15 protein-coding genes and 5 pseudogenes are annotated in these 13,634 nt (G+C 53.4%); 7 read left to right on the top strand and 13 right to left on the bottom strand.

The window, feature by feature from the left end; translation table 11 throughout:
* Positions 1-78: 78 nt before the first annotated feature.
* The 3 genes from QPJ95_RS02315 (at position 79) to QPJ95_RS02305 (ending at position 2,964) form a co-directional block, all read left to right on the top strand.
* Positions 79-1,536, top strand: a complete 1,458-nt coding sequence (locus tag QPJ95_RS02315; RefSeq protein ID WP_270921070.1) for an aldehyde dehydrogenase family protein — start codon at positions 79-81, stop codon at positions 1,534-1,536.
* A 40-nt stretch (positions 1,537-1,576) separates the two neighbouring features.
* Positions 1,577-2,371 (top strand): SDR family NAD(P)-dependent oxidoreductase, encoded by a 795-nt coding sequence (locus QPJ95_RS02310; RefSeq protein WP_270921071.1) that lies wholly within the window; start codon positions 1,577-1,579, stop codon positions 2,369-2,371.
* Positions 2,372-2,544: 173 nt separating this feature from the next.
* The gene (locus QPJ95_RS02305) at positions 2,545-2,964 is read left to right on the top strand and encodes a DDE-type integrase/transposase/recombinase (RefSeq protein WP_270921081.1); all 420 of its coding nucleotides are present in this window, start codon (positions 2,545-2,547) and stop codon (positions 2,962-2,964) included.
* Between the two features lie 136 nt (positions 2,965-3,100).
* Here QPJ95_RS02305 and QPJ95_RS02300 read toward each other — a convergent pair whose 3' ends face one another.
* The 9 genes and pseudogenes from QPJ95_RS02300 to QPJ95_RS24415 form a co-directional block, all read right to left on the bottom strand.
* Positions 3,101-3,550 carry a tyrosine-type recombinase/integrase gene (locus QPJ95_RS02300; RefSeq protein ID WP_270921082.1) on the bottom strand — a complete coding sequence of 150 codons (450 nt, stop codon included), beginning with the start codon at positions 3,548-3,550 and terminating at the stop codon, positions 3,101-3,103.
* Between the two features lie 69 nt (positions 3,551-3,619).
* Positions 3,620-3,769 (bottom strand): hypothetical protein, encoded by a 150-nt coding sequence (locus QPJ95_RS02295; RefSeq protein WP_270921072.1) that lies wholly within the window; start codon positions 3,767-3,769, stop codon positions 3,620-3,622.
* 200 nt (positions 3,770-3,969) lie between these two features.
* On the bottom strand, positions 3,970-4,095 hold the full coding sequence (locus QPJ95_RS02290) for a hypothetical protein (RefSeq protein ID WP_270921073.1): 126 nt from the start codon (positions 4,093-4,095) through the stop codon (positions 3,970-3,972).
* On the bottom strand, positions 4,092-4,298 hold the full coding sequence (locus QPJ95_RS02285; RefSeq protein WP_270921074.1) for a hypothetical protein: 207 nt from the start codon (positions 4,296-4,298) through the stop codon (positions 4,092-4,094). The genes QPJ95_RS02290 and QPJ95_RS02285 overlap by 4 nt, the downstream gene beginning before the upstream one ends.
* Positions 4,299-4,532: a DNA cytosine methyltransferase gene (locus QPJ95_RS02280; RefSeq protein WP_270921075.1), complete on the bottom strand. Its 234-nt coding sequence runs from the start codon at positions 4,530-4,532 to the stop codon at positions 4,299-4,301.
* Complete coding sequence (locus QPJ95_RS02275; RefSeq protein ID WP_270921076.1) at positions 4,520-5,239, bottom strand: DNA cytosine methyltransferase; 720 nt, start codon at positions 5,237-5,239, stop codon at positions 4,520-4,522. The genes QPJ95_RS02280 and QPJ95_RS02275 overlap by 13 nt, the downstream gene beginning before the upstream one ends.
* A 186-nt stretch (positions 5,240-5,425) precedes the next feature.
* A complete protein-coding gene (locus tag QPJ95_RS02270; protein WP_270921077.1) occupies positions 5,426-5,644 on the bottom strand; it encodes a hypothetical protein in 219 nt (72 codons plus the stop codon).
* Positions 5,645-6,014: 370 nt separating this feature from the next.
* Positions 6,015-6,635, bottom strand: coding sequence for a LysE family translocator (locus QPJ95_RS02265; protein WP_270921078.1), 621 nt, complete (start codon positions 6,633-6,635; stop codon positions 6,015-6,017).
* Positions 6,636-7,854: 1,219 nt separating this feature from the next.
* Positions 7,855-7,974 (bottom strand): annotated as a pseudogene (locus tag QPJ95_RS24415) (IS30 family transposase); the annotation flags it as partial.
* Between the two features lie 155 nt (positions 7,975-8,129).
* Here QPJ95_RS24415 and QPJ95_RS02260 point away from each other — a divergent pair.
* Positions 8,130-8,393: pseudogene (locus tag QPJ95_RS02260) on the top strand (IS110 family transposase); the annotation flags it as partial.
* 41 nt (positions 8,394-8,434) lie between these two features.
* On the opposite strand, the gene QPJ95_RS02255 reads toward QPJ95_RS02260, so the two are convergent.
* Complete coding sequence (locus tag QPJ95_RS02255) at positions 8,435-9,334, bottom strand: IS3 family transposase (RefSeq protein WP_270921312.1); 900 nt, start codon at positions 9,332-9,334, stop codon at positions 8,435-8,437.
* A complete protein-coding gene (locus QPJ95_RS02250; protein ID WP_286018121.1) occupies positions 9,331-9,627 on the bottom strand; it encodes a transposase in 297 nt (98 codons plus the stop codon). Before QPJ95_RS02250 ends, QPJ95_RS02255 begins: the two co-directional genes overlap by 4 nt.
* 65 nt (positions 9,628-9,692) lie before the next feature.
* Here QPJ95_RS02250 and QPJ95_RS02245 point away from each other — a divergent pair.
* Positions 9,693-10,489, top strand: a pseudogene (locus QPJ95_RS02245) (IS110 family transposase); the annotation flags it as partial.
* A gap of 473 nt (positions 10,490-10,962) precedes the next feature.
* On the opposite strand, the pseudogene QPJ95_RS02240 reads toward QPJ95_RS02245, so the two are convergent.
* Positions 10,963-11,758: pseudogene (locus QPJ95_RS02240) on the bottom strand (IS5 family transposase).
* A gap of 93 nt (positions 11,759-11,851) precedes the next feature.
* Positions 11,852-12,691, bottom strand: coding sequence for a hypothetical protein (locus QPJ95_RS02235; protein WP_270921222.1), 840 nt, complete (start codon positions 12,689-12,691; stop codon positions 11,852-11,854).
* 173 nt (positions 12,692-12,864) lie between these two features.
* Between QPJ95_RS02235 and QPJ95_RS02230 the strand changes: the two genes are divergently transcribed.
* The gene (locus QPJ95_RS02230; protein WP_270921221.1) at positions 12,865-13,056 is read left to right on the top strand and encodes a hypothetical protein; all 192 of its coding nucleotides are present in this window, start codon (positions 12,865-12,867) and stop codon (positions 13,054-13,056) included.
* Positions 13,038-13,202: pseudogene (locus QPJ95_RS02225) on the top strand (IS5/IS1182 family transposase); the annotation flags it as partial. The gene QPJ95_RS02230 and the pseudogene QPJ95_RS02225, both read left to right, overlap by 19 nt.
* Positions 13,203-13,634 lie beyond the last annotated feature (432 nt).

Raw genomic sequence — 13,634 nt, 5'->3', positions numbered from 1 at the left:
TCTTAAGAATGTGGCGCTGAAGAAAAGATCTAATTGGGTGTCCAAAATGCCAACCGTAAGCTTTCCAAGGAAGAAATCATGAGCACCTCTAACACTCCTCACATGCAGAACTTCATTGACGGTGCATGGTGTGATGCGAGAAGCGGGAAGTCGGTCAAAGCTAAGTCTCCAAGTACCAATTTAATTCTTGCAACAGTGACTTCGAGTGATCGGGTCGATTCTCAAAATGCAATTGTCGCGGCTCAAAAGGGGCATGAAATCCTCGCCAAAATGACCAATTGGGAACGTTCTTCGCTATGTAATCGGGTCGCAGATGAAATGGTCAAGCGTCGCGACTTACTGGCGCAAACACTGGCAGAAGAGCAAGGCAAGCCCATTGCCAGCGAAGCTTATCCCGAAGTAGACGCCGCCATCGCTGGATTTAGAAATGCCGCAGAAATGGTGAAATGGATGGAGGGCTCCGTCATCCCTGCCGAAACGCCCGGCAAACGGGTGATCAGCATCCGTCAACCTCGTGGCGTTTACGGCATAATTACACCGTGGAATTTTCCGATTAACATCCCTGTGGAATATTTGGCACCCTGTCTCGCCGCTGGAAATGGTGTCGTTTGGGTCCCATCCCCATCAACGGCAATCTGTGCTGCGCGTTTAATGGAATGTATTGTTGCAGCGGGCCTTCCTGATGGCGCTATCAATTTGGTGCTTGGCCCAGGGCAATCTGCCGGCGATGAAGTTGTATCAAATCCGGGCACTCATGGCATCGGGCTCACAGGTAGCCCACAAACCGGTAAAATCGTGGCTCAACGCGGTGCAGGCAAACCAATGCTGCTAGAGCTTGGTGGCAATGGCCCACTGATTGTTCTAGATGACGCCGACGTCGCAAAAGCGGCAGACGCCGCAGCATTCGGTTTTTACTTTAATGCGGGTCAGGTTTGTGCGGCGACTGGTCGGGTCTTGGTAACGCGCAAGAACTACGACGAAGTTGCTGAACGGATCACCGCTTATGCGAACAATCTCGTCGTGAATGATCCCCTCGCAAACAGCACAACAATGGGGCCGCTCCACAATGCAGGGGGCATCCTCAAAACCACCCAGCATATCGAAGATGCGTTGACAAAGGGGGCTGATCTCTTGTCCGGTGGTAAGCTTCTGGCTGGTCAGAAATCGGATCTATTCTTTGCGCCAACCGTATTGGGTAACGTATCTGAAGATGCACTCATAAATATCGACGAGACTTTTGGCCCCGTCGCACCGATCGTTGTCTACGAAGATGAAGCGGGGCTTTTGCAGGCAGCGAACTCAGCGTCTCAAGGGCTGGCGACGAGCGTTTACACACAGAATCTTGCGAAAGCCTTCCAGTTTGGCGAGGGTTTGCAATCGGGTTTGGTAAATATCAATAGTCCAACTTGTTACTGGGAGCTTCACATACCGTTTGGCGGCGCAGCGGGCAAAGACAGTGGTGTGGGCCGGATTGGTGGAATATCGATGCTAAATGAAGTTACTCAAGTAAAGACCATTACGTTTGATATCACTTAGAAATACTAAGGCGCTATCAGGCGATCCTAAGGAGAAGAACATGTCTCGATATGACAACAAAGTCGCTTTGATTACGGGCGCGGGGCACGGGATTGGCCGCTCAATTGCACAGAAGCTTGCTCAAGATGGCGCTGCGGTATCAGTCCTCGATATCGACGAAGAAATGGGGCAACAAACAGTCGAGATGCTCCAATCGGACGGTCATAAAGCGATTTTTGTTCGGGCGGATATCACCAAATATGATGAGGTCGAAGCGGCTTTTGCCAAAACCGCAGAAACTTTGGGAACGATTGATCTTCTTGTCAACAATGCAGCGTTTAGCATGGCCGGGGATCTCAAAAATATGCCGTTGGACGCATGGCATCATGAAATCAATGTGAACTTAAACGGTCCATATCACTGTATCCGCGCCGTTTTGTCATCGATGGTAGAGTCCGGAGGCGGCGCAATTATTAACATCGCCTCGGTGAATGGCGTTCGCTATTTTGGGAGCCCCGCCTACAGCGCAGCAAAGGCAGCAATAATTAGTCTGACTCAATGCGTCGCAAGCGAATATGGCAGCAAGGGCATTCGCTGCAATGCGATTCTCCCTGGTTCGGTTCAAACAGACGCTGTCGCATGGCAGACCCGTATCGACAGAGACCCAAATGTGTTTGAAAAATTGGCGCGCTGGTATCCGGTCGGCCGTGTTGGGCAGCCAGATGACGTTGCCAAGGCCGTGTCTTTCTTAGGTTCAGACGAGGCCGAATACATTAGCGGGGTAGCACTCCCAGTTGATGGTGGACTGCTGGCCGGAATGAACGTCATGATCGACGAGTTCGTTTTGGAGGGTTGATCTGCTACGTCCAAGACGCTCCGCAATCACGTCTACACTCACTTTGGCTGCACACGGTCCTGTCAGAGGAAACTCGGTAGTGAAGGGCAGGGTGGCGATTTAGCTTCTCGGCATGACCAACACTGCCCATTTTGTATTTCAAGACCAGTCCCGACATCATCCGCCTTGCGGTGATGTTGTACGTCCGGTTCCCCCTGACGCTCCGGAATGTGGAGGATTTTCTGCATGAGCGCGGGATCGAAATCAGCCATGAGACTGTGCGGTTTTGGTGGAACCGCTTTGGCCCACCACATGTCATCGTGACCGATCTATTGCGGTCTTACGGCGCTGCGATGAAGGTCATCGGCAATGCAGACAAACAAGAAACCGGCCGTAGGTCGAATAACCGGGTTGAGAATTCTCATCTGTCATTTCGCCGACGAGAGAGAGCCATGCTGCGTTTCCGCCGAATGCGAAGTTTGCAGAAGTTCGTCTCCGTACACGCCTCGGTCTGCAACCACTTCAACCAGGAGCGTCACCTTTATTCACGCGAAAATTTCAAGCTCAACCGCACCGCCGCTCTCGCTGAGTGGCGGCTACCTTGTTCAGCATAGGTTCCCGTCCTTGGTGGTAAACTGAGACTGGTCCGAATTCGCCTGACAGCACCGCCACTAAATCAACGACTTAGCTGAATGATGTTGCCGCCTCGCTAAGGGTGCGAATGGGTGTTTCCCAATAAATTTCCCACGTTCATGATCTGTTTTTGTTCTGTTCGCGTAGGGTTTGGGCCTGCTTTGCTAGGCGCTTCTGACTCGCCCCTTTGGATTTTTTCTGGACCATTGACAGGCTTTTGTGGCCCGTGACCGTTGCGATCTGCTGATCTGTGCAACCTGCCTCGGCCAATTCGCTTGCAGCGCTGTATCGCAACCCGTGCAAGGTGAACTCTGTCAGGTAGTTGGCTTTTCTGACTACCATTACCTTCTTTTGTATCTGGCCATAGTTCAGCTTTCGTCCAAATTCATCGTTCAAGATGTGGTTGAGGCTGGTGCGCTTTGTTGTTCCTAGCACCGCTTTCAGTGCGGTGGTGAAGGGGGTCCAAAGCCGTGGCTTGGTCTTCCCCTGTGTCACCCAGACGCCGTCGCTTTCAATGTGGGCCCATTCCATCCTTGTCAGGTCAGAGGCACGTTGCCCGGTCCCCAGTGCAAGTTCAAAGATCAGCAGGGCTGTTTCCTGGGCCTCTTTGCGATATGTCGCAATGGCCCATGCTGGCTAGGGCTTATGGCCGTCACCAGTCTTGATTTTCGCGATGCCCTTGGCTGGGTTGTCGCGTTGCCAGTCGAGGTCAATGGCCTGTTCAAACAGAATTGAAAGCATGTGGGGAATGTAGTTGGCAAATCGCGCCCGGTGGCGGTTGGCCATTTGCGCCTCGATGATCGTGGATCGGCGCAGTGTCGTCGGATCTTTGGGCCAATAACGTCGTGCAAGTATTCCAGAACTTTCGAGTAATCAGCCTTGGTACGTGTGGCTAGTCGCTCCCATTTCGGCCTTTGCTTGTAACTCAAGATCAGCTTGTCAAAGGTAAATCTTTGAGAGAGTGCGCCATCGCCGCGCATTGGGCGTCAGTATTCCCGATCGTATTCCTCTCTCTTGGGGTCGTCCGGCAGCCGCACATATTGGCCGCCCTTGCGAAAATACTGGTAACTGCGACCTTTGACTTTCTTTGACGTGGTAAATTTCTTTTTCACCATTTCACGCCCTCATACCCATCAACAAAATCACCCCTCACAACGGCCCGTAACTCGGCGGCGTCCCATCGTTCAAATGGACCGACTTTTCGTGGGCGTGGCAAGATCCCTTGTTCAACAAGTGTCCGAAATTCTTTCAATTTCAAGTCGAGCAAGTGGGCTGCATTTTTTTCACCAACTGCAAGGGGCGCCAGGCTGCTCATTTATGCCTCTTTCTGTTCGGGGTGGGTCTCGGCGACCAGGTGGGCGCAGTTGGCGGCGGCCAGCGCGCGGGCAAGGCCGGGGCAGACGCTGTTGCCGCAGCAGCTGACCTGCTGGTGCTTGGTGAAGGGTCCGAAGGTCCAGTTTTCGCCGGTCTGGTGCCAGACACCTTCGATCACGTAGTCGCGCGGGAACCTTTGGTCGTTGAACAGCTCGCGCGGGGTCAGCATCCGCATACCGATATCGACCACCACGTATTCGGTGGCCTTGATGGTGACAGTGACAAATCCGCCTCCGTCCCTGACGCTTGGCTGCGCAGGAACTCGGCCACCTGACGGGCCCGCTGATGGTGCTCGGTCGAGAACTCTGGCACGGCTAGCTCAGCCTGCATGTGGCCCACGCGGTCTTTGACGGTGACCGTGTGCAGCGGTCCGCCGCTACGGGCCCCATCGCCGGTGCCGTAGTATTTGGCGAACCATGGGGCAATCACGCCTTGCTGAGATCCGGTGGCGCCAGTGTTGAACCGCCGGACTGAGGGCGCAGTGGTCTGGCCTCCCGGCAGCCCGACCACATAGGGGTCGCCATGGCTCGGCTTGGGCCAGACAATTGGCCGACCGTCGCGCCGTGCCACCATGAAGAACCGTTTGCGGATTGTCGGGTCGCCAAAATCGCAGGCGCGCAACTCGCCCCATTTTTTCTTGTAACCGGCCTTTTTCAGGCGCGTCATCCATAGCTCAAAGGTGAGGTCAGCGAATTCCTTGATCGGCTGGCCGTCCTCGTCCACCGGGCCCCATGTTTTGAACTCTTCGACGTTCTCCATCAAGATCACATCGGGTTCCACCTCCCAGATATTGCTATCCAGATGGATGGTGTCCGGATGGTTGGCCTGGTGCAGCGCCAGGGCTGCGACCCAGAGCCATTTCAATCCCAGTGCTGGCGCCACCGCCTCCGGCAAAGCTGTCGATGATCAGTGGGGCGGTCATGGCGTCCTCTTTCAGTTTTTCAGGAACCCCGCCGCCACCCGACCAAGGGATTACGGCGGCGGGGTATCAGTCAGAACCACCGATTAGTTTTTACCACCAGCCCTGCGCATCCGTTTGATGCAGCGGTTCATGATGGTCTGGCGTTGTCAGATAAGTTCGGACAAAGCCGCTTTTTTCCGTTCACTCCGCAGATGAAGCTTTGCCAAACGCCTTATTTCCATTTGGTTTGCGAAGTGCAGCCATGCCGCGTGTAAGCCAAAAGGCTCTGCGGTTTTGGTGTCGCAATTGCTCTCTTTCCGGTGCTCTTGTACAGCGGCAGGAGGTGCACATTTGGCGACTTCTATTTGTAGCTGCATGGCGTCCATTCCGGTTCCTTAGTTGGATGAATTGGCGGGGCCGCAGTTGGAAAAACCCATGAGTGGATTTCGCGCCCCCCTGTGCGGCGCTCGCGCCGCTGGTGTGAGAAAGGGTCGGGGGCAACGTGACCCCCGGCCAGTGGGGCCTAGCCGTTGGCTGTGTCTTGCAGGGAGTGATCGGGGCTCAGCGCGTAGCCTTTGGTGCGAGCGTGGCTGCGCACACGGTCTATGATGCCGTTGGTGGTCTCTGACTGGTGCGCAGGGGGGCGGATGCGTTCGAAATCAACCGCCTAGCCTAGCTCTTAGGGTGATTTCGGCCCATACTAGACCTTCGTGCATCCCGCAGTAAACGTTTACTTCGAGCCCAAACTACCGGAAGTCAGCTCCGCGACACAGCCAGCCCGACTCCGCCAGAGACGAACAAGCCACCTGTTATTTTGTGGACCCACGTCATCGCGGACTGAGTAATGCTCATTGCTCTCAATCGCGATCCGAGCGCAGCGTAAATCATCGCGACACTGAATGCGATTACACCAGCTAACATGATCATAAGAGCCATTTGGCTGTAAGCAATTTCGGCAGCGCCGAGAAATTGCGGGAACAGTGCAGTGAAGAAAATTATTGCCTTTGGGTTGCTGGCCGCGACCAGAAACCCACTGCTGAACAGACGTTGGAAGACGGCGACATCGCTCACAAGTTCTGATTTTAGATCAACGCCCTGCGATGCTCCACGCCACATCGAAATGCCCATGAAAATCAAATAGGCGGCGCCTAGATACTTGATTAACAAAAACAACGTTGCCGACTTAGCAAGTGCGAGGCCGAGACCGGCACAGGCTGCAACCGCCTGTAGAATAGTTGCCAGGGCGTTTCCCGAAGCAGTTGCAATCGCCTTGGCCCAACCCAATTTTGCTCCATGCGTAAAAGCGATCAGCGTGCTTGGGCCTGGGATCATCGAAGCCACAAAAACGGTAAAGCAAAACAAAAACCAAAACGTCATTCAAAATTCTCCTTCATGGCAGCTAGGCCATTGAATTCATGAAAACACAAGTCCTATTCGGCGTCAGCTTGGTCCGCACAGCAGACAGTAGTGCAGCGCGCAGCGAAGGACCGGTTTCCGCCCATTGCGTCGAATTTCTGCGGCAGCAGCATGGGTCAAAATGGCTCCGTCTTACCGTTCGTTTCAGTGTGAGTAATGGCCGCCTAAGTCCATGATCGTGTTTCACTAGAGGATCGCGAACCCCAAATATAGGAACGTGTGTGGCCAAGGTGCTGCATGACCCGTTCATCTATTCACTGCGGTATCTATCCATCCCCTTCACATAGGGCGGCAACCCCTCTTTTGTCCCTGCAATCAAAGTCGGCCAGCGGCCCCACGATTGCACGTCAAATCACCTGGAGAATTTTGCCATGAGAAACGTAAGGCCGGGTTCAGTAAAGGCAGCTGTACAGGCATTGATCCGTGAAGCAGGGGCCCTAGAGGCTGCCAGCAACGATCTGGGACACTCTGGCTCCAGCTTATCGCGCGCCTCTTCCAATGACGAAGACAGGCCGGGTGGGTTGGGAGTGAACCATCTGCATCGGTTGGGTCGCATTTTGCCTGCGTCGGCTGAGCCTATGGCAGTCCACTTTGCTGGATTAGCTGGCAGAGTGTTTCAACCCGTTCCAGCATGTGGCTCTCTGACATCTGATCTCAGCGTCTAAATGAAGGAGTTCGCCGACGTCGCGCCGCTTCACGCAAGTGCTCGCTCCGAGGCATCGGACAATCCAAGTGATTTCACTCCAACTGAGGCTTTGGCTTCAGCCGTTGAAGTGGAAAAATTTGTCCGGGCCGCCCTGATCTAAAAGGCGGCGATTGAGGATAAGACCAAACCGCAAACGGTGCGAAATGGGTAGGGGACAGGTCGGGACACAGGTAGGGACAAAACAAGACAGCAGGACAGTTGCGCGACACAGCAGTGGCCCTGCCTGTGGGGAAGTCAGAATTGCTGAGAAAGAGGGAGGGCAGTGAAATGGAGGCGATCGATCAGGCGACAGGTGAGACGCGGGTGCAGGTCAACAGGCAAGCGCCAGATCGGGGTGTTGCAGCGGATTGAATGGGCGTTCCAGCGGGAGCATGCCCGTGTTGAGTTTGATGAGATCACCCGCGAGACAGGTGCGCGCCCCGGTGTTGATACCATCTGGCATCTGATGGAGGGCAAGAGGCTCGGCTGTCGGGTCGATGATGATGCACGATCAAATCCACGTCCAATCGAACTCATCGGCTCTCCGCATTGCCAACGATGTCAGATCTCCGACTTCTGTTTCTCTGTAAAAAAATGTCTGCGGCGATAGGCCATGATTTACACTCCATCTTTCCATAAAGACTAAAGTGTTGCGTCGACCCGTTGAAACCGCCGCGGAAAGCAGATGGGGTGGATGGCTCCTGCTCCAACCGGCGTCGCTTTGCGCCATAATGCAGGTGTCGAAATCTGCGAATGAGGGGAGCCACCCAATGCAAGTTACAACAGTTGGCCTCGACCTGGCCAAGAACATCTTTCATGTGCATGGTGTGACTGATGCAGGTGAAGTCGCATTCAATCGCCCGTTGCGCCGTGCGCAGGTGCTGGCATTTTTTAAGCGCCTTGATCCTTGTTTGGTCGGGATTGAAGCCTGCGGTACCAGCCATCACTGGGCGCGCGAGCTGAGTCAAGTGGGACATGAAGTACGGCTTATCCCGCCGATGTATGTCAAACCTTATGTGAAGCGCGGCAAGTCTGTGATCCTCGTCCCTAAAACCGGACAGTTTCACTATTGACCCTATGCGGCCATTTTCAAAGCTGTATCTTCAAATGCCTGCAGGGGCGTTTTGTAGCCGATACTGGAGTGGCGGCGCTGGCGATTGTAGAAGACCTCAATGTATTCGAAGATTGCAGCTTTGGCTTGAGCGCGCGTTCTGAACCGATGGCGATGCACGAGTTCTTTTTTCAATGAAGCAAAAAAGCTCTCCATTGGCGCGTTATCCAGGCATTCTCCTTTGCGGCTCATGGATTGGGTGATGGAGGCCTTGCCAATTAGCTTGCGGTATTTCCCACCTGCATACTGGCTCCCCCTGTCGGAATGGTGGATCAATCCGGAAACGGGCCCTCGTCGCGCCAGAGCCATCTTCAGGGCCTCACAGCAGAGCTCTGCCCGCATATGGTCCTCCATCGCCCAGCCAACAATCTCCCGCGTGGACATGTCTTTGATGCCAGCCAAGTAAAGCCACCCTTCATCCGTGTCGATATAGGTAATATCCGCCAGCCAAACGGCGTTGGGCGTCTGGCAGTTGAACTTCTGCTCCAATAGATTTGGTGAAGGCTTCATGTCGTGATTGCTGTCAGTAGTTTTGGGCTTTCGGCGCTTACGCAGAAGCGGAGACACCTTGTTTTCTTTCATTATTATCGCCACACGCCGCTCAGAAGCGATCTCACCATCAGCCATTAGATCCTGATGAATACGCTTGGACCCATAGCATTTCCCGCTGGCTTTGAAAAACGCCTTTATCTTTGGCAGCAACTCCAGATCTCGCGCTTCACGGATGGTACGCCGCTGATCTCGGGCGTCCTGACTGGTCAGAAAGCCATAGAACCAACCCCGAGATATCTTGAGGTGTCGGCATAATGTGGAGACCGCATATTGCGCTTTATGGGCAGTGACGAAGCTGTGCTTGTTCGTCATGGTTTCACCGCCCTCGTTGCGAAAAAAGCGGATGCCTTGTGCAAAATCTCCACTTCCTCAGCAAGACGCCTGTTCTCTTTGCGAAGGCGGACCAGTTCAGCGGCATCCGCCTTCTGACGGCGCTTGGCTTCTGATGAACCAAACGCCTCAATCTCAAGCCTCCACGTCTTCAGTTGTGTACCGGTGATCCCAAGCTCGCTCGACACGCTACCCTGCGTCGCTCCTGGCTCGTAAAGCCGTTCAACTGCCGCAGCCTTATAATCGTCCGTATAATTCCGTCGCTGTCGTCCCATTTGGTGCCCCTTTCATGGACAGGGGTAAAGTACCCCAGTGTCTGGGAACAGGGACGAGGTTCACTGACGCGATTGATGCGGAGGCTATTTGCGAAGCAGTCACGCGGCCCACGATGCGGTTTGTTGAAATCAAATCGGTTGACCAACAAGCGCTTCTGTCCTTGCACCGGGCACAAAATCTGATTGTTCGACAACGCACCCAATTGATCAATGCGCTTCGCAGTCTGTTGGCCGAGTTTGGTATCTACATTGCCCGTGGCCTCGCACGGGTGATCAGCTTTGCGCAAAGTGTGGTCGAAGGCGTTGAACTGGAACTTCCCACTATTGCGCAGGACGTGTTCCGCAATCTGTGCCAGCGGCTTGGAGCCCTTCATGAGCAGGTGAGATGGTATGAGACACGTCTGAGATTGGAGGCGAAGCGAGACGCGCGCGTGAGGCTCTTGCAAACAATACCTGGCGTCGGCACTGTCACGGCATCTGCGATCGCTGCTAGCATTGGCGATGGCCATCAGTTCAGGAATGGTCGAGAGTTTGCTGCGTGGATAGGATTGACGCCTGCCAACAAATCGAGTGGTGGGAAAGAGCGATTAGGCCGGATCACCATCCCTCTCGGGACATTGCTGCGCAATGCCCTGCCGGGCAGCGGATGGGTGATCAATATCTGCGCCAGCTCCTTGTCGTAGGAATGACATCGCTTGTGCGACAGACTCGATCCCACCCGGAAAGGGCGAGCAAATGGCTAACAGCCCTTTTGGAACGCAAACCAGCACGCTTAGCAACTGCGGCAATGGCGAATAAAACGGCACGGATCGTCTGGGCAGTTTTGACAAAGAATGAGCCGTACACGCCGAGAACAATTTGAAAACACCTAAACAACACGAGATAGCAAGACCTGCGAAGTGATGGTGCAAAAGTCAGCCGCAACAACCAAGACACCCCGTCGAATGTCCCGGGCGCTATTGCCCGCAAAGCAGAAAGGGACTTGGTTCGCGGAACCCATCCACTGCCCGGCAGGGCATTGCGCAGCAATGTCCCGAAAGGGAGGGCCAGCGGTCAAAACCGCGCAAACAGGCCGGACACAAGACTGCTTCTGACAAATGCGCGGATCACCGCAAAAATGTCTTGCTATGCAGGAGCCATCTACACAGGACATTCGCTGCAGTGGGCATCAAGGTCTGTTGTACGGACAATACAGTCGTTTAGCAGAACCAATGCAACTGCTACTCCCAGCCCATTACCAGCCTTGGTTCTAATCCCCGCGAATATCTTTTCCAAGCCCACTGCTGGGGCACACCAGTTGGTTGTTTCAGCCAAGCAGCTCCCTAGGCTCAGGACTCAAAACCAGAAGATCACGGTTGCTGCGAGAGCGATGGCGGACAGGAAGACCATCGGGCATCGGTCATAACGGGTAGCCACGCGCCGCCAGTCTTTCAGGCGACCAAACATGATCTCAATCCGGTTACGTCTTTTGTAACGACGCTTGTCGTACTTGATGGTTTTGTCTCGCGACTTTCGTCCAGGGATGCAGGGCGTTATTCCCATATCTACAAGGGCCTCTCGGAACCAATCCGCGTCATATCCGCGATCTCCCAATAGCCAGTCGGCCGCTGGCAGACTATTCACCAGAGCTCTTGCCCCAGTGTAATCGCTAACCTGACCGGCGGTCAGGAAGAACTGGATCGGCCGCCCAATCGCGTCCACTGCCCGGCAGTGGTTTGCCTGCAAACCATGAGAGGGGGCGCGGCATGCAACTTCGTGTTCATACCGCCCTTGGTACGTCCGATCAGACGTCCACGCCCCCTTTTTTTACCCGCAGGCTGGAGGCCGTGCGATGTGCCTTGAGGTAAGTTGCGTCAATTGAGATCGTCTTGTTGTCAGGAACCTCGGCTGCCAGCCCCATCATAATCCGCGCGAACACCCCCATGTCGCTCCACCGTTTCCAGCGGTTGTAGAGCGTCTTGTGTGGACCATACTCCTTGGGCGCATCACACCAACGCAACCCATTGCGATTGATGAAAATAATACCACTTAACACTCGACAATCATCGACCCGTGGCACGCCATGACTCTTCGGAAAATAGGGCCGAAGCCGAGCCATCTGATCTTCGCTCAGCCAGAAAAGATTACTCATAAAACCCCCGTAATTTGGGGACTTGAATCATGCAGAACAGATAGCCTCAAGCAGATTAATGGGTCCTGAGCCTAGGAAGCAGCCTTTTTCCGGTCAACCATTTTTCGACTTCAAATTCGATCGAAGCAGATCAACGTCTTTACTCAATTGTTTCTGATTTTCTTGGAGAAAACGGATCACCGCAGATTGTTCAAAAAAACTAAATCTCGCTTTTTTAACGCTCCACCTTATATCCGCTTTCGGGATAGCGGCTATTTCTTCGACCATGCTGTTCAACTCTTGATGGAAGATATTGGTGTCACGAATCGGAAGTGCGACGTAATGATTGCACCCACAAAATCGTTCCCTTTCCTGGGATCGCAGTGAATCCGTATCGATTTCAATATGATCGCCGACATCCAACCTCCAAAGACCCGCATAGCCAGGGCCAGGCCCTGTTCGGAAGAAGTAATCAATTTCGCGCAATTTCTTTTCGCCCAAGAAAGCCGTCTGGTGATCATAAAACACCGGAATGCCATTTTTAAAATTTCGGTTATAAGAGTGCGCGTCCCGTCTGCGAATCCAGATCGAAAACACTATTTCCGCAGCCATCGCAGATTCGAGAGTTTTCTTCGGAAGTTCCCAAATATTGTAATCCGGAGCAAATCGAACCAAGCATGTATTCAGAAAGTTTGAACTTTCTGGTAATGTTATCCCGCAATTTTTCAGAGCTGAGAAATCAGCCTTGTCCAGACAATGAACTTGGGCGACGTTGGCCAACTTCCCGCCCAATAAACTCGCTAGTAGGTTCCTCCTGATATCGGCAATTCCCTGTTTCTTCACGAACCAGACTTTTCCCTGATATCTAACAAGACAGTCACAATAGCGATTTTGCCACCAGTCAACAAGACTGTGACGGTATTTTTTGCTCAGGTTGCTTTCTAATTCAATCATTCGAATGTTATGTGGTAAATGCACTGTAAGTGAAAGGGGTACTTCCGTTTTTATCCATGAGTCAAATGTTTCTTTCAGGCAAACCTTAACTGTCAAAGCGTGTTCGCAATGGGCCGAGGCTGTGTGAAAACGAGTATTTCTGCTGCTCTCATTGAGTAATTAGGAGATGTCGGATGAAGCGTTTCATTGAAGGCGATGACCGAGAACAAGGCGTTCTTTTCTCCGCTCATCTTGAGGGTTTTGTGAGCGACGATAATCCGGTTCGGGCTGTGGACGCCTTTGTTGATGCACTTGATTTGGTCGATATCGGTTTCACGGCGCTGCCGCGACAGGACGGCCCGGTTACCATCCCTTTGGAACATTGAAGGCTTGGATGGGCCACACCCATTTCCTGACCTGAACACGAGAAAAACTCGCCGCAGAGATGAGCCTCCATGTCCAGGCCTATAACTTCAAACGGGTCCTCAATATAATCGGGATTGCCCCCTTGATGGCCGCGCTGAAGGCATAAATGAGCCGAACACCGATACTTGTCGGTCAGAACCCGCTATCAAAGCCCCAACTCGATCAAACAGGACCCCAATGGGGACAAATGGCGCTCTTGGAATAGAAGAAGCGCCAAAGACGGAAAAGCACAGACACAAAGCCCGCAATCAAATGCGTTTCCACACAGCCTCAGCCCAAACCGGGCCTTGCCAGACTTGCTTGGCGCTGCATGGCAGCTTTCGCATTTCAGACATTGGTGCAGATTGCAGCATTTGGATCGTTGCAGGTTCGTCACTCGCTTGAATTTGCGCAAGCACCTTAGGTGTCATCGTCGCCTGACTTTTGGGTGCCGCGCGTAACCTTGATCGGCAGCTAACGGTACTCGGCACGCGGTAAGTATAAAATTAAATGAAAACCATTTTTTAATTTATCTATCCTAGGTCTATTTTACGGCAAC

This window comes from Parasedimentitalea psychrophila (assembly GCF_030285785.1).
GTDB classification, from domain to species: Bacteria; Pseudomonadota; Alphaproteobacteria; order Rhodobacterales; family Rhodobacteraceae; genus Parasedimentitalea; species Parasedimentitalea psychrophila.
Note: the sequence above shows the minus strand (reverse complement) of the source record. Positions and strands in the feature narration are given on the sequence as shown.